Origin of the sequence: Allostigmatella hybrida, assembly GCF_020103775.1 — a bacterium.
Taxonomy (GTDB): Bacteria; Myxococcota; Myxococcia; order Myxococcales; family Myxococcaceae; genus Hyalangium; species Hyalangium aurantiaca.
Map to the genome: position 1 here is coordinate 15,278 of NZ_JAHXBH010000029.1, position 19,863 is coordinate 35,140.

Annotated in this window: 14 protein-coding genes; 7 read left to right on the forward strand and 7 right to left on the reverse strand. The window is 71.2% G+C overall.

What is annotated here, in order from left to right:
- Positions 1-21: 21 nt before the first annotated feature.
- A complete protein-coding gene (locus KY661_RS30540) occupies positions 22-1,353 on the reverse strand; it encodes a sigma 54-interacting transcriptional regulator (protein ID WP_225413554.1) in 1,332 nt (443 codons plus the stop codon).
- 177 nt (positions 1,354-1,530) lie between these two features.
- Here KY661_RS30540 and KY661_RS30545 point away from each other — a divergent pair, with 177 nt between their 5' ends.
- Positions 1,531-2,550, forward strand: coding sequence for an ATP-grasp domain-containing protein (locus tag KY661_RS30545; RefSeq protein ID WP_075010115.1), 1,020 nt, complete (start codon positions 1,531-1,533; stop codon positions 2,548-2,550).
- 119 nt (positions 2,551-2,669) lie between these two features.
- The gene (locus KY661_RS30550) at positions 2,670-3,347 is read left to right on the forward strand and encodes a DsbA family oxidoreductase (protein ID WP_225413555.1); all 678 of its coding nucleotides are present in this window, start codon (positions 2,670-2,672) and stop codon (positions 3,345-3,347) included.
- A gap of 49 nt (positions 3,348-3,396) precedes the next feature.
- On the opposite strand, the gene KY661_RS30555 is transcribed toward KY661_RS30550, so the two are convergent.
- A complete protein-coding gene (locus tag KY661_RS30555; protein WP_225413556.1) occupies positions 3,397-4,305 on the reverse strand; it encodes a hypothetical protein in 909 nt (302 codons plus the stop codon).
- A 251-nt stretch (positions 4,306-4,556) separates the two neighbouring features.
- On the opposite strand from KY661_RS30555, the gene KY661_RS30560 reads away from it, so the two are divergent.
- From KY661_RS30560 to KY661_RS37410, 3 genes are all read left to right on the forward strand, one after another.
- On the forward strand, positions 4,557-5,726 hold the full coding sequence (locus tag KY661_RS30560; protein WP_225413557.1) for a hypothetical protein: 1,170 nt from the start codon (positions 4,557-4,559) through the stop codon (positions 5,724-5,726).
- A gap of 79 nt (positions 5,727-5,805) precedes the next feature.
- Complete coding sequence (locus tag KY661_RS30565; protein ID WP_225413558.1) at positions 5,806-6,663, forward strand: carboxypeptidase regulatory-like domain-containing protein; 858 nt, start codon at positions 5,806-5,808, stop codon at positions 6,661-6,663.
- A 122-nt stretch (positions 6,664-6,785) separates the two neighbouring features.
- Entirely contained in the window at positions 6,786-8,756 is a 1,971-nt protein-coding gene (locus tag KY661_RS37410) for a PAS domain-containing sensor histidine kinase (protein ID WP_263437496.1), read from the forward strand.
- A 6-nt stretch (positions 8,757-8,762) separates the two neighbouring features.
- Here KY661_RS37410 and KY661_RS30580 read toward each other — a convergent pair whose 3' ends face one another.
- Positions 8,763-9,860, reverse strand: a complete 1,098-nt coding sequence (locus KY661_RS30580; protein WP_225413559.1) for a TolB family protein — start codon at positions 9,858-9,860, stop codon at positions 8,763-8,765.
- Positions 9,861-9,869: 9 nt separating this feature from the next.
- Positions 9,870-11,474, reverse strand: coding sequence for a golvesin C-terminal-like domain-containing protein (locus KY661_RS30585; RefSeq protein ID WP_225413560.1), 1,605 nt, complete (start codon positions 11,472-11,474; stop codon positions 9,870-9,872).
- Between the two features lie 191 nt (positions 11,475-11,665).
- On the opposite strand from KY661_RS30585, the gene KY661_RS30590 reads away from it, so the two are divergent.
- Positions 11,666-12,403, forward strand: coding sequence for a metallophosphoesterase (locus KY661_RS30590; RefSeq protein WP_225413561.1), 738 nt, complete (start codon positions 11,666-11,668; stop codon positions 12,401-12,403).
- 12 nt (positions 12,404-12,415) lie between these two features.
- On the opposite strand, the gene KY661_RS30595 is transcribed toward KY661_RS30590, so the two are convergent.
- Positions 12,416-15,391 (reverse strand): ATP-binding protein, encoded by a 2,976-nt coding sequence (locus KY661_RS30595; protein ID WP_225413562.1) that lies wholly within the window; start codon positions 15,389-15,391, stop codon positions 12,416-12,418.
- Positions 15,388-18,375, reverse strand: coding sequence for an ATP-binding protein (locus KY661_RS30600; protein ID WP_225413563.1), 2,988 nt, complete (start codon positions 18,373-18,375; stop codon positions 15,388-15,390). The genes KY661_RS30595 and KY661_RS30600 overlap by 4 nt, the downstream gene beginning before the upstream one ends.
- A gap of 242 nt (positions 18,376-18,617) precedes the next feature.
- Between KY661_RS30600 and KY661_RS30605 the strand changes: the two genes are divergently transcribed.
- Entirely contained in the window at positions 18,618-19,190 is a 573-nt protein-coding gene (locus tag KY661_RS30605; protein WP_225413564.1) for an imm11 family protein, read from the forward strand.
- Between the two features lie 19 nt (positions 19,191-19,209).
- Here the strand turns inward: KY661_RS30605 and KY661_RS30610 are convergent, their stop codons facing one another.
- Positions 19,210-19,734, reverse strand: coding sequence for a hypothetical protein (locus KY661_RS30610; RefSeq protein WP_225413565.1), 525 nt, complete (start codon positions 19,732-19,734; stop codon positions 19,210-19,212).
- Positions 19,735-19,863: the final 129 nt, after the last annotated feature.

The window sequence follows — 19,863 nt, forward strand, 5'->3', positions numbered from 1 at the left end:
CCCCGCAACGGCGGGGGCCCCTCAGCGCGGCTTCATCCCCTTCGCGTCGAGCTGGTACTTCTTCACCAGCCGCTCGATGGACTTGCGGTGCAGCCCGCTCTCGCGCGCCGCGCGGGACAGGTTGCCCTCGCAGCGGCCCAGCACGCTGGTGATGTACTCGCGCTCGAAGTTCTCCAAGAGCTGCTCCTTCGCGTCCTTGAAGGCCAGGTGCTCGTTGAAGGGCAGCGGCCCCTCGCGGGCCTGGCCCCGCACGCGCGCGGGCAGGTGCGAGGGAAGAATCTCCTCCCCATCCGAGAAGGTGAGCACGTGCGAGAGCACGTTCATCAGCTCGCGCACGTTGCCCGGCCACGCGTAGGCCATGAGCAGGCCCAGCGCCTCGGAGGAGAAGCGCTTGCGGCCGTGGCGCTCCACCACCTCGGGCTCGGCCAGCGCCCGCTTGAGGATGAGCGGAATGTCATCCCGGCGCTGGCGCAGCGGCGGCAGCGGGATGTGGATGACGGAGAGGCGGAAGTACAGGTCCTCCCGGAAGTTGCCCGCGGCGATCTCCTTGAGCAGATCCCGGTTCGTGGCGGCGATGACGCGGCAGTCCACGCCAATCACGTCGTTGCCGCCCACGCGCCGCACCTCGCGGTTCTCCAGCGCGCGCAGCAGCTTGGGCTGCAAGTCCAGGCGCAGCTCGCCCAGCTCGTCCAGGAAGATGGTGCCCCCTTGCGCGCGCTCGAAGGCGCCGGGGCGGCTGTTCACCGCGCCGGTGAAGGCCCCCTTCTCGTGGCCGAACAGCTCGCTCTCGATGAGGTTGGGCGGAATGGCGCCGCAGTCGAGCACCACCATGGGGCCCTTGCGGCGCTCGGACAGCTCGTGGACGGCGCGCGCCACCAGCTCCTTCCCCGTGCCCGTCTCCCCCTGGATGATGACCGACACGTTCATCGGGGCGATGCGCTGGATGAGCCCGAAGATTTGCCGCATCTTCGCGCTCTGTCCCACCATGCCGCACAGCTTGCCCTCCTCCTCAGGCGAGCCTGAGGCCTCCTCCGTCACCGGGGTGAAGGTGACGACGCTGGAGCCGGCGCGGACCTGGGAGGCGGGTGAGAGGTAGGCCCGCTCGATGCGGCGGCCATCCAGGAAGGTGCCGTTGGTGGAGTCGAGATCCACCAGGAGGTAGCCGCGCTCGGTGAATTGGATTTCGAAGTGGTGGCGGCTCGCGGTGCGGTCCTCCACGAGGACCAGGTCATTGTCCGGGTGCGCGCCCACCGTGAGCCGCTCCTTGCCCGTCACCACGCAGCGGCCCTCGTCGGGCCCTGCCACCACGAGCAACCGGCACGTGTGGGGGCCCGTGCCCGGCGGGGGGTTCATCACCACCGTCTGTGAGGAAGGAGGGCCCAGGGCTTTGCCAGGGCCAGTGCTTCCGGAGGAGGGGGCCACCTCCCCCAGGGGGGGGTCTTGAGAAGTCATCCGGAGCGGAGGATACCAAACAGGAGCCTCAGAGCTGCTCGGTCCCTCCCTTGCCCGTGCTAGGCTCCCGCGCCCTGCATGCCCCCCTCCAAGGCGAAGAAGAAAAAGGTGCGAGCCCCCGCCCGCACCGAGGCCTCTCCCCGTGCCCTGGTGCCCCCGGCCCGTTCCCCGCGGCGCACGGCGAAGAAGACGGTGGTGCTCCTGTCGCGCAAGCGCTCGCTGTACTCCACCGGCCGGCTGGTGGAGGCCATCAAGAAGCGGGGCCACCGGCCGCTGGTGCTCGACACGCTGCGCTGCACCATGCTCCTGGCGAAGGACCAGCCGCGGATGATGTACCGGGGCGTGGAGATCCGCGGCGTGGACGTGGTGATTCCGCGCATCGGCGCCTCCATCACCGCCTACGGGCTGGCGGTGGTGACGCACTTCGAGATGATGCAGGTGCCGGTGGTGAACGAGGCCGGGTCCATCCTGCGCAGCCGCGACAAGCTGCGGTGCCTGCAGCACCTGTCGCGCGCGGGGCTGGACATCCCCCGCACGGTGATGGCGCATGACCGCAGCAACGTGCGCAAGCTGGTGGAGGAGGTGGGCGGCATGCCCCTCATCATCAAGCTCATCCGGGGCACGCAAGGGGTGGGCGTGATGATTGCCCACACGCTCACGGAGGTGCAGAGCATCGTGGACACCTTCTGGGACCTGGGCCAGGAAATCGTCCTCCAGGAGTTCGTCGCCGAGAGCAAGGGCAAGGACGTGCGCGCCCTGGTGGTGGGCAACCGGGTGGTGGGGGCGATGCGGCGCCAGGCGAAGAAGGGCGAGTTCCGCTCCAACATCCACCGGGGGGGCGAGGGCCAGCCCATCGAGCTGCCCCCTGCCTACGTGGAGGCTGCCGTCACCGCGGCGCGCATCACCGGGCTGGGCATCGCCGGGGTGGACATGCTGGAGGGGTATGCGGGACCCCGGCTGATGGAAATCAACTCGAGCCCGGGCTTCGAGGGGCTGGAGGCCGCCACGGGCCAGGACATCGCCGGGGCGATGGTGGACTACGCCCTGGAATTCGCGGAGACCAGGCGGGGAGGCGAGCGCGTCCGGCAGCCGTTGTGAACAGAGGTGCCGGGCATCCAAGCCCTCCACTTCGTGCGTCCTGCGGGAATGAGCGTCGGGGGCGGATGTCAGGAGGGGATTGGCAGTTGGAGGGCGCCCCTCTAATCTGGGCACCCTTGATGAAAACCCTGCTGCCCAAGACGCTGCAGATTACTGTGTACCAGGATGTGCTGTGCGCCTGGTGCTACATCGCCGACATGCGGTTGGAGACACTGCGCCACGAGTTTGGTGACGCCGTCCGCTGGCGTGTGAGGCCCTACCCGCTGCGCGTCCAGGACGCGCGCCCCACGGAACGCGAGCTGAGAGGCTTGTCCGAGGAGGTGAAGCGCGCCAGCAACGAGCCGGAGCCCGTGGCGCGGCTGCTCACCACGGACCTGTGGCTGGGAGGAGACCCTCCCCGCTCCAGCCTCCCGGGACTGGCGGCGCTGGAGGCCGCGCGGCTCCAGGGGCCCCAGGCGCGTGCGTTCATGGCCAAGGCCATGCAGCGCGCGGCGCTGGAGCAGGGCGTGAACGTGTCGCGCACGGACGTGGTGTTCGAGCTGGCCAGCCGCGTGGGCCTGGCGATGAACGACTTCTCCGCGGCGTTCCACTCGGAGGAGACGCGCCGGCTCATCCTCGACGAGCACCGCCTGGCCGCGAGCCGCGGCGTGCGCGGCGTGCCCACCGTCATCATCGGCGGGCGGTGGATGGTCTGTGGCCTGCGCGAGGTGGCCGAGTACCGCGAGCACATCCTCGCGTGCATGGGCAAGATCGCCACGCCCCGCCCGGGCAGCACGATCGAGCGGCTGGTGCACTGAAGGCCGCCGCGCGGCGAGGGCTCCTCCTTCCGGGGAGCCCTTGGCGCGCTCAGCCCCGCGGGGTGGCCCCGGAGCGCAGGGACAGGTAGAGCGCCGCGATCAGCAGGTAGCTCATCCCCATCGCCGGGAAGAAGCCCACACAGCACGCGAGCACGCCCACGAACAGCAGCACCATGTTCATGAGCCCGAAGCCCACGACGGCGAGCCGATGGCCGCGCATATAGGCGTAGCAGTTGCGGAGGGCCTGCATCGCCGAGGGGTGCTCCTCGTAGGCCAGCTCGGGCTGGAGCAGGTACAGCGGCAGGGTGAGGTAGACGAGCACGGGCACGAGCAGCCCCCCCACGCATACCGCGGCGACGAGGCGGGTCGAATCCCAGGTGATGTCCTCGAAGGAAGGCGGGAACGTGTCCAGGGGCACGGCGATCACGAACAGGATCGCGGCCATGAGGCCCATGAGGAGGGCGACCCCCAGGAAGACGATCAGCAGCGAGACGAGGTAGGCGCCGAGCTTGTGAAACTGGCTGAACAGCCGGCCGATGTCGGCGCGCCGTCCGTGGAGCACATCGAGCAGCATGCGCATCACGCCCAGCCCCAGCACGCCCTGCACCACGTTCTGCACGAAGAAGGAGACCACGGTCAGGCTCACCCCGAGGACCACGCTGTCCACCGCCTGGCCAATCATCGGCAGGACGTTGCCCACGAGCTGCACGATGAGGGTAATGCCCAGCACCACGAGCACCGAGACGGAGAGCATCACCCACTCCCGCTTGAAGATCGGGAAGCAGTAGTCCCACAGCCCGCTGAGGCTCCAGGTGTCGCGGGTGAAGGGGAACTCCTGGTCCCCCGTGCGCGCCCGGCAGGTGGGGCAGCTCGACTGAAAGCCGCCTCCCGTGCACGTGGCGCACATGAAGTTGCCGCACCGCGTGCAGGTGCCCTGGGCCGGCGCCTCCGGATGCAAGGCGCAATGCGCGCCTGCCTGGTGACCCCCACCCCAATCCATCTCCGGCATCGGCTCTCCCTCGCGGCCGGAAAGGGACCGTCCCCCCGGTAGCCCGCGCAAGTCCCCTATATCCCAGGGATTCGCGGGGCCTCCAGGGATTGAACGCCCGGGGCGGGGGAGGACTGAATTTCCGGGGCCCCCGTGCGTCTTTCGGGATGCCGTCGTAAGACAGAAGCGGACCGGAGGCCCTGGTCCGGGAGACTCCTCACATGCGTCGCCTCCTTGCCCTCGTCGTCCCGTTGGCCCTGCTGGCAGGCACCGGCTGCGTCGTCACGCCCTACCACAGCCACCGGAGCGCCTACCGCGCCGTGAGCGTGGTGGAGTACCGGTACGGCGGCGTGCACCCCATCCCGCACGCGGGCGGCTGGTGCAACGAATCCGCCTACCACGTGCACGACTACGAGCCGGAGCCCGAGTACTACGCCTACACGAACGACGTGTACACGTACCGGGGCCCCACGCTCGTGTGGTACCTGGATCTGCACCCCATCCCGAGCGGTGGGTACTGCCACCTGAGCGGGCGGCACCACCACGACTACCACGCGCGGCAGTACGACGGCTGGTCCCACTCGTGGGACCGCAAGCGCGAAGTCTACGTGTACAACTCGCCCCGCGGCAGGCATGGCGCCTCGCCCGCCCCGGGCTACCGGGCGCCGAGCCCCGTGCAGCACGCCCGCCCCACCCCTCCTCCGAGCAACGGCGACCGGTGGGGCCGCAACCCTCCGCCGGGCGGCGTGGGCCATGGCGGCTCGACGCCTCCGGGCGGCGGCTGGGGCACCCCGCGTCCTCCCTCGAACGGTGGCAACTACCCGCCCCCGTCCTCGCCTCCGCCCACGGGCGGCGGTAACGGCGGCGGCTACGGCAACGGCGGCGGCAACAACGGCGGCGGCCATGGCCACGGTGGCGACAACAACGGCGGCGGTAACAACGGCGGCGGCTACGGCAACGGCGGCGGCAACAGCGGCGGTGGCTCCGGCAACGGCGGCGGCAACAGCGGCGGTGGCTCCGGCAACGGCGGTGGCAACAGCGGCGGCGGCTCCGGCAACGGTGGCGGCAACAGCGGCGGCGGCAACAGCGGTGGCGGGTGGGGCCGTCCCGGCAGCGGCAGCGGCGGTGGCAACAGCGGCGGTGGCAACAGCGGCGGTGGCAACAGCGGCGGCGGCAACAGTGGCAACGGGGGCTATCAGCGCCCCGGAAGCAGCCAGGGCGGCCGTGGCGGCGAAGGCCGGGGCAGCAGCAGCGGCGGCAGCTGGGGCAGTGGTGGCAGCAGCGGCGGCAGCTCGCGCGGCAGCAGCTCCTCGCCTCCGCCGGGCCGTGGCTCCCAGGGCTCTGGCTCGGGCCGCAGCTCCTCCTCCGGAGGCAGCAGCGGCCGCTGGTAGCCCATTCGTTCGCCACGGGACGATTGACTCCGGGGTGGATTGCCACCCCTCCGGCCCGTGAAAATCTTGGCAAGCAGCCATGAAGCGTCCTTGTCTGCTTGCTCTCTGTTCTCTGCTGGGCTGGGGCCTTTCGGCCTGTGGTGACGGCACCAACCCGGACCCTGGCCTGCTCACCGAAGATGCCCAGCCGGTGGATCTGGATCACCTCCGCGTCACCGTGCGCGGCCAGGTGGAACTCTTCCCCGAGGCGGCCCAGCGGCTGGCCGTCCAGGGTGAGTCCCCGCCCTCGCTGGCGGGCCTCCCGGTACACATCGACGAGCCCCTGCGCGTGGCGGTGAATGATCCGGCGGCCTCCTTCGGCACGGGCCTCACCACCGAGGGCGGCGCGTTCGACATCTCCGGCGTGCCGGTGAAGGACATTCACACGAGCCTCGCCGCGAGCCTGGCGCACCCGGGCCTGGTGCCCACCTCCACCATCGTCTTCGACACGGCCTTCACGGGCTCCCGGCCGCGCACGGACATCGCCAACGCGCGCGCCTGGGCCGTGCCCGTGTCCTTCCAGGACGCGCTCACCCAGGCGGTGGGCGAGGGGGCCATCGGCACGCACTCCCAGGGCCTGGCGCGGACCCTGTGGGAGGCGGGCTTCATCCTCGGCCGCGTGGTGGATGCCCAGGGCCAGCCGGTCGCCGGCGCCCGCGTCCAGGCCGAGCCCGGAGAGCTGGCCGATCGCCTCTACTACCCGTCCGAGGACTTCACCCAGGCGGGCCAGGAGGGCACGAGCCGCCATGGCCTCTTCGTGTACGTGCACTCGGGCCTGGGCGCCGAAGCGTTCCGGCTCACCGTGCACGGCACCGAGGCCTACCCGTGGCGCACCGCGGGCGCCATGCCCGGACGGGCCCTGGTGCTCACCCTGCACCCGGGTGGCCGCGCGCCCTGAGCCGCGCCGCATCCCCCGCCCAACGTTTCCCGGAAAGAGGGGGTTTGGCCCTTGACGCTCTCCGTCAAGGGCGCAATCGTTTCCCCCCATAGAGGGCGCTGCATTCCTGGGGGGGATGCGCCATGTCCGCCGAGTCCGGTTCTCGCGACGTCCGCATTATCCAGAGCCTCGTGTGGGCCGCGTCACTGGGCGTGGCGTTGGTGGGGGTCCCCGTGCTGCTCGGCCACCCCAAGGCCCTGGTGCCCAGCCTCGGTGTCCCGGAAATCCACACCGCGCTGGGACTGCTCTGCGGTGGCTTCGCGCTCGGCCTGCTCCACCCCAAGGCCCCGGGGCGGCTGCGCTGGCTGCTGGGCATGGGCTGCGCGGGCCTCCTGTTCCTCCTGGGCGCCGCCACCCTCCTGCACCACTTCAGCGGCCTGGAGTCCCACGCGCTGCGCCTCGTTCCGTGGGGGCCCCGGGTCCCGGCGCGGGTGCCGGATGCGTCCGCCGCGGGCACCGCCTTCTGCTTCCTGCTGATCGGCGGCGCGCTGCTGCTGCTGGGCCGGGGCACCGAGGAGGCCGCGCGGTGGGCGGACCTCTTCATCCTGCCGGCCCTCATCACCACGCTGCTGGCCTTCAACGGCTACTTCCATGACGCGCTGCTGCTGCTGCCCCCGCACTTCCTGCAGCAGACGGGCATGGGGCTGCCCGCCTCGGCCGCGCTGGTGCTCCTGTGCCTGGGGCTGCTGTGCGCCCGGCCGGACCAGGGGCTGATGGTCCACATCACCCAGGACACCCTCGGGGGGTTCCTGGCCCGCAGGCTCGTGCCGGTGACGCTGCTGGGGCCGCCGCTGTTCGGCGCGCTGCTCAAGGTGCTCGACACGTACGGGCACCTGGACGCGTCGATGAAGATTCCGCTCTTCGCCACCATGGCGAGCGTGAGCGGCGTGGGGCTCGTGCTGCTGTCCACCACGGCCCTGGACCGCATCGACACCGAGCGCCGCCACGCCAGCGCCCGCGCCGACCACGAGCGCAACCTGCTGCGCACCGTGGTGGACAACGCCCCGGTGGGCATCCTCTTCGTGGATGCCGTGACGCAGGAGGTGCAGGCCAACTCCGCCTTCCAGTCCCTCGTGGGCCAGCCGCTGCGGCCCGGCGGAGGCCCGCGGCAGTTTCTCGGGCACCTGCGCCACCCGGACGGGCGGCCCGTGGCCACCGAGGAGTTCCCCACCTCCCGGGGGCTCCGCGGCCAGACGGTCTCCCCCGAGGAGTACGTCATCGTCCAGCCGGACCGGCAGCTGCCCGTGCTCACCTCGGCCGCGCCCGTGCACGAGCCCTCCGGCCACGTGCGCGGCGTCATCGTCACCCTGCAGGACATCACCGCCCGGCGCGAGCTGGAGCGCCTGCGCGAGGAGTACGTGGGGCTCATCTCGCACGACCTGCGCAACCCCCTGCAGCTCATCACCCTCCGGGCGAGCCTCCTGCAGCGCAAGCTCCAGGAGCGGGCGCTGCCCTCCGAGGCGGCCCTGGCCGAGGCCCTGCTGCAGAACACCCAGCAGATGAGCGGCATGGTGGAGGAGCTGCTCGAGAGCTGCCGGCTGGAGGCCCACCAGGTGGAGCTGCACCGGGAGCCCACGGACATCCGCCACTTCCTGGAGGCGGTGCTCGACCGGGACATCGCCCCGGATGCCCGCGAGCGCCTGCGCCTGGAGACAGCCGCCCCCGTCTCGCACATCCTCATGGACGTGCACCGCATGGAGCGCGTGATGGTGAACCTGCTGACCAACGCGCTCAAGTACAGCCGGCCCGCCACCCCCGTGGTGGTGCACCTGGAGCAGACGGGCCCCTGGGTGGAGGTCTCCGTGACGGACCAGGGCGTGGGCCTGTCCGCCGAGAGCGTCACCCACCTCTTCGAGAAGTACTACCGCACGCGCGAGGGCCGCAGCTCGGATGGCATGGGGCTGGGGCTGGGGCTCTACATCAGCAAGCTCATCGTCGAGGCGCACGGCGGCGCCATCCGCGTGGCGAGCACCCCGGGCCAGGGCACCACCTTCACCTTCACCCTGCCCCGGCTCGTGGGCGGCGCGGAGCCCGCGCAGCGCCCGGCCTCCTGAGGCCCCTCAGCGCGGCACGAACCAGCGCGGCAGCCAGTCGGGCCCCTTCGCCGTGGTCAGCCGCGTCTGCCCGCTGCCATCCGCGCGCATCAGCCACAGGTCCACATCCCCCTGCCGCTCCGCGACGAACACCAGGTGCTTGCCGTCCGGGCTCCACGCGGGCGCATCGTCCCGGCTCTGGCCGTCCGTGAGCGCCACCGGCGCGCCGCCCTCCACCGGGGCCACCCACAGGCGGCTCTTCGCCTCCGGCAGCCGCTCCACGAAGGCCACGTGCCGGCTGTCCGGGCTCCACGCCAGCTCGCGCTCGTCGAGCTTCGTGGCCTCGCCGGACACCGCGCGCAGGGACGTGCCGTCCGGGCGCACCACGTAGTAGCGCTCCCGGCCCTCGCGGTTGCTGATGAACGCGAGCCACTTTCCGTCCGGGCTCCAGCGCGGCTCCCGGTCCTCCTTGTGGAACACCGTGAGCCGGCGCTCGTCCGTGCCGTCCGCCTTCATCACGTAGATTTCCGGGTCTCCCTCCCGGCTGGAGACGAACGCCACCTCCGTGCCGTCCGGCGAGACGGCCGGCTCGAAGCAGCCCTCCTTCACCTGCGTCAGGGGCCGCTCCTCCGTGTCCGCCTTGGGCTCCAGGCGCACCAAGTCACTGAAGCTGCGCGCGTCCGACTCGGCCACCAGCCAGCGGCCATCCGGGGACCAGCTCGGGTTGCGCGCCCGGGCGCGGGGCGCATGCAGCGGCACCGGCGCCCCGCCCTCCAGCGGCTGCACGCGCAGCTGCTCCAGGTGGAACCCGTTCACCATGCGCGTGGCGATGACGAGCAGCGACTTGCCGTCCGGCGCGGGCGCCGCGGGGAAGTCATCCTCCTCGGGGCTCTTCGTGAGCTGCGTCTCCTCCCCGGAGGGCTTCACCAGCCAGATGTCCTTCTGGCCCGCCCGCTCGGAGATGAAGGCGATGGTGCCCGGAAGGGCCCGCCGCTCCTCCTCGGAGAGCGGACCCGGGCCGGACGCCGCGCGGCCACACGTGCCCGCGCGGCACCCCAGGCCCACCAGGGCGAGCACGGCGGCCCGCCGCGCCCACCCCCATTTGCCGCGTGTGCCCAGGTGCATGCCCATGGCCTAGCGCACGCGGATGGCGTCGGCGATGACAACCGAGGGACTGGCCGTCCAGCGGCTGACCTTCACCGTGTTCCACCCGGCCGGGAAGCTCCACGCGCCCAGCGTGTTCCACTGGCCGCCGCCCGTCTGCTGGTTCACGTTCACCGTGGCCAGCTGCGTGCCGCTGGCGTTGGAGATGACGAAGGGCGTGGAGGCGGAGCGGTTGGTGCCCGCGGTCCACCACGCGCTGATGCTCTTCGTGGCCGCGGCCGGCAGGTAGAAGGAGAACTCCGCCGCGTCGGAGACGTTCTGGATCGACGCGTAGGCGTAGTTGCCGCCGTAGGAGCCCGACGTGGAGGAGGTGACCGTCCAGTTCGCGGACGCCGTGAACTTCGCCGCCGAGGCGTTGTTGTTGGCGTTGTTGGAGTCCACGATGATGTCGGTGGCGCAGAGGTCCTGAACGCGCTTCAGGTACGCGTCCCACGGCCAGTTCTTGCCCGGATCCGTGCGGGTGGCCGGCTGGAGCTTGCCGTGCGCCACGATGTGGTAGCTGTCCCGCAGGATGCCCTGGTCGCGGGAGATGTCGCACGAGAGCTTCGCCGAGGCTTCAATCTGCCCCGCCGGGAAGCTCGTCTGGCTGGCGCTGCCGCCGTGCTCGATGCCCACCGAGAAGTGGTTCACCGAGACGGTGTTCAGGTTGCAATCCTGGCCGCTGTTGAGCGTGCAGTCATAGGAGGCGCCGATGTGCCAGCCGCGGCTCGCCTCGGTCACGAGCTGGGAGATCTCCGAGCCGTCCTCCTTCACCACGTAGTGCGCGCTCACCCCCGAGGCCGTGTTCGTCAGCCAGCTCCAGCAGCTCGTGTAGCTGCTCTCGCACGTGTGGATGATGATCATCGAGATGTCCGTGCCCGCGGGACGCGCGCCGAAGTTCTCGGATGGCCGCCACACGGCCGGGGCGTAGTCCGGCCCGGCCGCCAGGGCGCGCAGCGCGGGCAGGGCGAACTTCGCCTGCACCTCGGTGGGCATGAGGGAGGCCCTCACCGTGCCGTCCGCCGCCTCGGCCACCACGCCCTGGCGCAGCGTGGCGAACACGTCGTTGTGCACGTACTCGGCCTGCCCGTCCGTGCGGGAGATGCCGCTGAAGCGCGCCACCGCCGGCGCCCAGTCCCCCAGGTCCGCCCGGTCCACCTTCAGCGCCTCGGCGTCGGCCGACAGCAGCGCCGCGCCCGCGCGGATGTTCGCCCGCGCCTGCGTGCGCGCCGCCTCCACGGACACGCCCGCCAGGGCCGCCCCGCGCTCCAGCCGCTCGCCCCGCAGCGCCATCACCCCGTAGGCCGGCGCCAGCCCCTCGAACTCGCTCAGCCCCTCCCACATCTGCCAGCGCGTCTCCGAGAAGGAGATGGCCTTGAGCAGGTTCGCCGGCACGTTGAACTCGCGCGCGGCCTGCTCGAACAGCGGATCCAACCCCCCCGGCGTGCCCCGCCCGGCGGCCTCACGCGCCGCGTCAGCCACCGCGCTGCTGGAAGAGGGCTGCGCCGCCTCGGGGCCCTCGGGCGTCTGGGGGCCACAGGCCGCCAGGGCCAAGGCCGCGGCGGCGGCCGCGAACGGGTTGCGCATCGGGTTCATGAACACTCCGGGGGATACGGTGGGAGAGAGTCGCTACCCCAGTACGGCCCTTGGACGCCTTCGGCCTTCGCCCAGAAGCCCTGGATGTCACAACTGTACTGTTTCGATACAAGGGTGCGGTAAACAGATTTCAACTTCTCCCCCCGCGTGTCAATGCCGCCCGGAGGCAGGGGGCTTGGTATGAGGGGGCCATGCGTCTCTTCGCCATCGGCGACACCCACCTGCCCTCCACCCGGAACAAGGACATGCACCGCTTCGGGTGGGCGGAGCACCCCCTGCCCCTGCAGCGCGCGTGGGACGAGAAGGTGCGCCCCGAGGACATCGTCATCGTCGCGGGGGACATCTCCTGGGCCACGCGGCCGCCGGAGGTGCTGGAGGACCTGAAGTGGCTGAACGAGCGGCCCGGGCGCAAGGTGCTGGTACGCGGCAACCATGACTACTGGTGGGGGGACTCGGCCTCGAAGCTGCGCAAGCTGCTGGAGCCCTTCTCCACGCTGGAGGCCTTCCTGCAGAACTGCGCGGTGGTGATGGGGCCGTGGCTCATCGCCGGCACGCGCCTGTGGACCGCGCCCGAGGCCCCGCCCATGCCCGGCGGGGAGATGGGGGACGAGGCCGCGGACCTGAGCTACGTGGAGCGCGAGACGCGCCGGCTGAACACCTCCATTGAAGACGCGCTGAAGAAGGAGAAGCAGAGCCCCACGCCGCTGCGGCGCGTGGTGGCGGTGCACTTCCCGCCCGTCTACGCCAACGAGCGGCCCACCGCCTTCAGCGGCCCCATCGAGGCCTTCCAGCCCAAGGTGTGCGTCTACGGCCACCTGCACGCGGCGGGCATCGCCGCGGGCTTCACCGGCGAGCGCGCCGGGGTGCGCTACGTGCTGGCCTCGTGCGACGCGGCGGGCTTCTCCCCGGTGCTGCTCGACGAGGCGTGAGCCCCGTCTGCCTCACCTCTTGCCCGGCGGCTTGAGCGCCGGGGCATCCAGGGGCAGCTCCACCATGAACGTGGCGCCACCGCCGGGCGTGTCCGTCACGGTGATGGCGCCGCCATGGGCCTCCACCACCTGCCGGGAGACCCACAGCCCCAGCCCCAGCCCGCCGTAGTGGCGCACGGGCACCGCGCGCTCGAAGCGGTTGAAGATGCGCGCGCGGTTCTCGGGCGCCACGCCAATGCCGTGGTCCACCACCTCCAGGCGCGCGAAGGGGCCCACGTGCCACAACCGCACCTCTAAGGGCTTGCCCGCGCCGTACTTGATGGCGTTGGACAGGAGGTTCTGCACGAGCTGCCCCATGCGCATCGCATCCAGCCGCCCGGGCAGGCTCGCCTCCGACTCGAGCGTGAGCGAGCACCCCTGCCGGGCCATCTCCTCGCGCTGCTGGGCGACGCCGTCCGCCACGAGCGCGGCCAAATCCAGGGGCTCGGGCTTGAGCTGCAACCGGCCCGTGGCCACCAGGGAGATGTCGAGCATCGTCTCGATGAGGCCCGCGAGCCGCTGCGTCTGCCGGCGCACCGCGAAGAAGCGCTCGCCTACCTGCGCGCGCACCTCCGCGGGCAGGGTCCGCTCCAGCGCCTCGGTCTGCAGCCGCAGCGCCGCCAGGGGCGTCTTCAGCTCATGGCTCGCCACGGACAGGAAGTCGTCCCGGGCGTGCACCGCCTCCTGGAGGCTCAGCGCGTTGGCCTCGCGCACGGCGGCCTCCCGGCGCAGGCGGGCCATCTCCAGGTTGGAGCGCACCCGCGCCAGCAGCTCCCGGGCGCTGAAGGGCTTCACCAGGTAGTCGTCCGCGCCCGCCTCCAGCCCCTCCACGGAGGACTCCTCCCCGGCCCGGGCCGACAGCATGATGAAGGGCACCGCCTTCCACTCGGGCTTCGCCCGCACCTCATGCAAGAGGCCAAAGCCGCCCAGCCGCGGCAACATCACATCCGAGAGGATGAGCTCCGGCGTCCGCGCCCGGAGCGACTCCAGCGCCTCCATGCCGTCCGCCACGGCCACCACCTCGAACGAGGGCTGGAGCAGCCCCGTGATGTAGGCGCGCATGTCCGCGTTGTCGTCCACCACCAGGACCCGCGCGGCCAGCGGGGCCTCCCGGGGCAACGGGGCCGGGGCGGGGCCGGGCTCCTTCAGCCAGCCCAGGGCCTCCTCGAGGTAGGAAGCACCCTGTCCCGCGGGGGCGTTCCCGGGGCCTCCTGAGCGCACGTGCTCCCGGGGCAGGTGCTCCTTGCCGAGCGGCACGCGGACCGTGAAGGTGCTGCCCTGGCCCAGCACGCTGTGCACGGCGATGTGCCCCCCGTGCAGCTTCACCAGCTCCTGCACCAGGGCCAGGCCAATGCCGCTGCCCTCGTGGCTGCGCGCGCGGGCGCCCTCCACGCGGTGGAAGCGCTCGAACACGTGCGGCAGGGCCTCCTCCGCGATGCCGGTGCCAGTGTCCCGGACGGCCAGGACGGCATCGGCGCCCTCCGCGCGGAGGGACACGGTGATGCCCCCCTCGAAGGTGTACTTGAGCGCGTTGGACAGGAGGTTGAAGACGACCTTCTCCCAGGCCTCCCGGTCCACCCAGACGGGCCCGGGCAGCGCCGGCAGCGCCAGGGAGAGCTTGAGCCCGGCGCGCCGGATGGCCGACTCGAAGTGGCTCACCAGCTCGGCGGTGAAGTGCGGCAGGTCCGTGGCCTGATACACCGCCTTGGCCCGGCCCGCCTCCAGCCGTGAGAAGTCGAGCAGCGTGTTGACGAGCTTGAGCAGCCGCCCCCCGCTGCGGTGCACCAGCGAGAGCCGGTCGCGGTGGCGCGGCGGCAGGGCCTCCTCCCCGTCGGCCAGCGCATCCTCCAGCGGCCCCAGCATGAGCGTCAGGGGCGTGCGCAGCTCGTGGCTGATGTTGCTGAAGAAGGCCGTCTTCGCCTCATCCAACGTCTGCAGTTGCTCCGCGCGCCGCTTCTCCTCCTCGTAGGCGCGCACCCGGGCCACCTCCGCGGCCACCTGGCGCGCGAGCAGCTGCAGGAACTCCCGGTAGTCCTCATCCAGCGCGAGCCGGGGGCTCAAGCCCGCCACGAGCACCGCGGTGGTTTCCCCGCTGCGCTCCCAGGAGAGGGGGATCGCCAGCGCGCGGGAGACCGGCTCCGGCCAGGGCCCTACGTCGAGCGCGCCGAAGCGCTCGCCCAGGTCCTCCAGCAGCACCGGCTGGCCCGAGCGCACCACCTCCTGGACGGGCCAGACCGGGACGTCGGCGAGGTTCAGCCGCGCCGGGGCCGGGGCGCTTCCCGGCTCCAGCCCCGTGCAGGAGACGAGCCGGGCGCGGGGGGCGCCGTGGGACTCCACCTGGTAGAGCAGCGAGAAGGGCAGGTCCGCGCGGGGCTGCGCCAGCAGGGACTGCACGGCCTGGAAGACGCCCTCCACGCTCTTCTCCAGCGCGGTGCGGATGGACAGCTCGCGGATGGCGCGCATGCGCCGCTCGGCCAGCGTCTGCCGCGTCGTCTCGTTCGCGAGGATGAAGATGCCCGCGAAGTGGCCCGCCTCGTCCTGGGTCGGAATGTAGGACCAGGTGACGAAGCACTCCTCGGGAAAGCCCCGCCGCTCCAGGAAGAGGATCTGCTCCTGGGTGTACGACGCCTGCCGTGAGGTGCGGACCTGATCGAGCATGGGGCCGAGGACGTTCCACGACTCGCTCAGCACCTGCTCCGCGGCGGCCCCCAGGGCCGCGGGGTGCTTGGTGCCGAACACGGGACGGAACGCATCATTATAGAGCAGCACGTACGCCTCGCCCCAGAACAGGGCCGCGGGGTAGGGCGAGGCGAGCATGGTGCTCACCGAGGTGCGCAGCGCGGGGGGCCAGCCGGCCACGGGCCCCAGGGGCGTCTGGCTCCAGTCGAAGGTGCGCATGAACGCCCCCATCTCCCCGCCGCCCGCGAGGACGTGCGCCGTGCCGCTCATGGGGGGCCTCCCGCGCCGCTCGCGGCCACCGTGAGGGGCATGCGCACCGTGAACCGCGTCCCTTCCCCTTCCACGGACTTCACCTCCACGCGGCCCCCATGGGCCCTCACGATGTGGTCCACGATATAGAGCCCCAGTCCCACGCTGCGTCCCACGGTGTTGCGTTCCTTGTCCCCGCGCTGCATGGGCTGGAACAGCCGCGGCACCAGCTCCGCCGGAATCGGCGCCCCCTCGTTGTGGACCTCCAGCACCCCCTCCGTCCCCTCCTCGTCCGCCCGCACGTGCACGGGCGTGCCCGGGGGGCTGTAGTGCAGGGCGTTGCTGATGAGGTTGGTGAGCACCTGCGCCGTCCGGTCCCCATCCCAGAAGGCCCGCCCCGCCCCGCCCCGCTCCAGCGCGATGACCCGCTCGGGGTACGCCACCTGGAGCTCATCCACCACCTGCTGGCTCAGGGCATGGAAGTCGAGCACCTGCGGCTGGAGGGGGAGCCCCCCGCCCAGCCGGGCCTGCGTGAAGTCGAGCAGGTCGCGGATCATCCGGTTGGCGCGCTCCGCGGACGCGAAGATGCGGCCGATGGGCCGGCGCTGGCGCTCCTCCAGGTCCGTGCGGCGCAGGAGCGTCGCGGCCGACATGGTGATGGCGGCCAGGGGGTTGCGCAAGTCGTGGCTGACGATGCCGATGAGGTGCTGCTCGAAGTCGGCGCGCTCGCGGGCCAGGCGCTCCCGCGCGGCGCGCTCGCGGGCCAGGCGCAGGGCGCCCTCCACCCGGGCCAGCAGCTCCCGGGCGCTGAAGGGCTTCACGAGGTAGTCATCGGCCCCCGCCTGGAGCCCGCCCACCGTGGCCTCCTCGCCCGCGCGCGCGGACAGGAGGATGAAGGGCACGGCCGCGGTCCTCGGGTTCGCGCGGAACTCGCGCAAGAGCCCGAAGCCATCCAGCCCCGGCATCATCACATCCGAGAGCACCAGGTCCGGCACGCGGGCCCCGGCCGCCGTGAGCGCCGCCCGGCCTTCCGCCACCGCCTCGACGGTGAAGCGCGACTCCAGGAGCCGCCGCACGTAGTCGCGCATGTCCGCGTTGTCGTCGGCGAGCAGGATATGGCCCTGGGGCGCCTGGCTCCGGGCCCGGGGGACCTCGGGGGGCGGCACCGGGGCCTCCTCCGGCTCCGGCCGCGCGCTGCCCAGCCACCCGGTGGCCTCGTTGAGGAAGGGGGCCACCCGCGCGCTGGCGGGGGCCGCGGCGCGCGAGGCGGCGAGCCGCTCCCGCGGCAGGTGGGCGGAGCCGGCCGGCAGGGACACGGTGAAGGTGCTGCCCTGGCCCAGGGTGCTCTCGGCCCGGACGGTGCCGCCGTGCAGCCTCACCAGCTCCTGCACCAGGGACAGGCCGATGCCGCTGCCCTCGTGGCTGCGGCCCTTGGCGCCGTGGACGCGGTGGAAGCGCTCGAAGACGCGCGGCAGCTCCTCGGGGGGAATGCCCGTGCCGGTGTCCCACACGGACAGCTCCACGTGGTCCTCCCGCCACCGCAGCGCGACACCAATCTCTCCCTCGAAGGTGAACTTGAGCGCGTTGGAGACGAGGTTGAGAACAACCTTCTCCCACATCTCCGGATCCACCCACACGGGGGAGGGCAGCGGAGGACACTCCACCACGAGGCGCAGCCCGGCCTTGGCCACGGCGGAGTCGAACGCGCTGGCCAGGCCCACGGTGAGGGCGGCGAGGTCCGTGGGCTGGTAGCTGGCCTGCATGCGGCCTGCTTCCAGGCGGCTGAAGTCCAGCAGCGTGTTGACGAGCTTGAAGAGGCGCAGGCCGTTGCGGTGGACGCGCTCCAGCGCCTCGCGCTCCTCGCGCGCCAGCCGGTCCGAGGCGAGCACGTCCTCCACGGGGCCGAGCATGAGCGTGAGCGGGGTGCGGAACTCGTGGCTCACGTTGCTGAAGAAGACGGTCTTGGAGCGGTCCAGCTCGGCGAGCGTCTCCGCGCGGCGCTTCTCCTCCTCGTAGGCGCGCGCGTTGGCGATGGCCGTGGCGATGTGGCCGGCGACGAGCCTCATGAAGCCCCGGTACTGCGCGTCATACTCGAGGCGGATGCTCAGGCCCGCGATGAGAAAGCCCGGAGCGCCCCCCTCGGCCCCGCCCTCCAGGGGGAGCACCACCGCCTGGGTGGCGGCGCGCGGCGCCTCGGGCTGGAGCGCCAGGCCCAGGTGCTGAGACAGGGCCGCGAGCGCCAGGGGCTCACGCGACGAGAGCCCTCCGGCCAGGGGCCCGCCCTCCTTGAACAGCTCCAGGCCGAGCCGCCCGGGCGGGGGCGCGTGCCCGGCGGGGAGCCCGGTGGAGGCGGCCAGGGAGAGCTGCTTGCCATCCTGCTCGCACAGGTAGAGGAGCACGAAGGGCACGTCATTGGGGTTGTCGCCGAGCGCCCGGACCGCGCGCTGGGCCGCGTCCTCGACGCGCTTGGCCTGGAAGGAGCTGGCGGAGACTTGTTGGAGGGTGTGCAGGCGCCGCTCGCTGAGCACCTGGCTGGTGGTCTCCTGGGCGGTGACGAGCACGCCGCCATAGCGCCCGGAGCCCTCGGGGATGGGGCTGTACGAGAAGGTGAAGTAGGTCTCCTCGCTGAAGCCCTTGCGGTGCATGGGGAGGAAGAAGTGCTCGGCCCACTCGGAGGTGCCGTGGCGCAGGACGCGCTCGTGCAGGGGGCCCACGAAGCTCCAGATCTCCGGCCAGACCTTGGAGGCGGGGGCGCCCAGGAAGGCGGGGTGCTTGTCGCCGAGGATGGGGCGGTAGGCGTCGTTGTAGAGCTGGAGCAGGCGCTCGCCCCAGCGGATCGCCATGGGAAAGCGGTTGCTGAGCACCACGCCCACCATGGTGCGCAGCGCAGGGGGCCAGGTGTCCACGGGACCGAGCTCCGTCTTCGCCCAGTCGAAGGAGCGCATGAGGGCGCCCATCTCGCCACCCTCCGCGAAGACTTCCTCGGCTGTGCTACCGGAACTCATGCCTCCATCCTTCCGAGCTGGGCCGCGCGGGCATGCACGCACCGGCATACCAGGGCCCCCCTCCGGGGGGACTGAAAACTTGGGGCGCCCTCCGCCATCCGCACTGTTCCGAACGGCTCATCCCCCGAAGAGCACCCAGGCAGGCAGCCATGGGTATCGAGGGTGGGTAAGAGCAACCCCAACCGGGGAGTGTTCCGGTGACTCGCTGGTCACCCAAGGCGCACCGCGCTAGGAACTTCGCCATGCCAGAGCGGTACTTCCGGCTGACGGATGATGTCAGCATCCCCGGGCGGTGGGAGCTGGGGGGGCCCGTGGATCAGCAGGGGCGAGAGGTGGACGACCCGTGGATGTTCAAAACCGGGGTCCCGGTCCATCTGGATGGCCGCATCAGGGTGCCCGTCACGCTTCGCGGGAGTCCCCTCGACTTCTCCCTCGCGGGGATTGGCGCCACTCCGGTCATGCACCTCAAGGCAGCCTCGCTGCTGAAAGAGCTGGCCCCCCATCATGTTCAGCTTTTCCCAGTGGATATTGATGGGCAACCGGATCAGTTCGTCATCCTGAATGCCACCCGCGTGGCGAAGTGCATCGACGACGAAGCATCCGAGGAAGTGTCCTACTGGGCGCCGGAAGATGGACGGCCCGAAAAGGTGGGGCAGTACCAAGGGGTCCATGGGATGCGCGTCGATCCGTCAAAGATCGTCAAGGTCAAGATCTTCCGCACGTGGGGATGGACCATCGCGCTCATCGTCTCCGAGGAACTCAAGGCAGCCCTCGAACGAACCGGAGCCACAGGAACGAGATTCAAAGAGGTGTAATGCGTTGCTGCAGGCGCCATTACCCGCCGGAGGACAAACCGTGAGGCTCCCGGATGTACTCCTCCGTGGGAATCAGCGTCATATTCGTCCAGCTCTGACGTGTCACCAGCTCCGCGAAGCGCTCGGACACGAGGAGCACGCCGGGCAGGCCCCGCGCCCGGAACACGTCCTCGCCTGCCCAAGAGCCCGGCTCCAGCACGAAGCCATGAATGGTCTCCAGGTCCGCGAACCTGCATTCGGAGCACGTTCTGGCCTTCGCGTACCGCAGCCGGCTGCGCTGATCATCCAGATAGCCTCGTCCAAAGCAGGGGGTGACGACGCGATAAGCAGGCACCACGGCAGGCTTGAGGCCTTTGCGCATCCTGCGCACCCGCGTCACATCCACGGGATGGAAGCCCTCTAGCCCAGTCAAGCCCTCCGCTTGGAACACCGTGGCCATGCGCTCAGAGATCAAGAAGCTGTCGCCGGGCCCTCGGACGAAGTCTCCCAAGTGCTCGCCGTAGAGCTCCAACTCCACACGGTAGGGCGGCAACCACGTCAGCATCCCAAGGAAGCCTCCACATTTCGCGCATTGAGGAGCCTCTCCCAAGTTGTCAGGCCCTGCTGTATCGAATTGCGTGTCGTAAGGCCCGTGTAGTCCATCCTTCAGTACGAAAAAACTTGGACTGAAGGA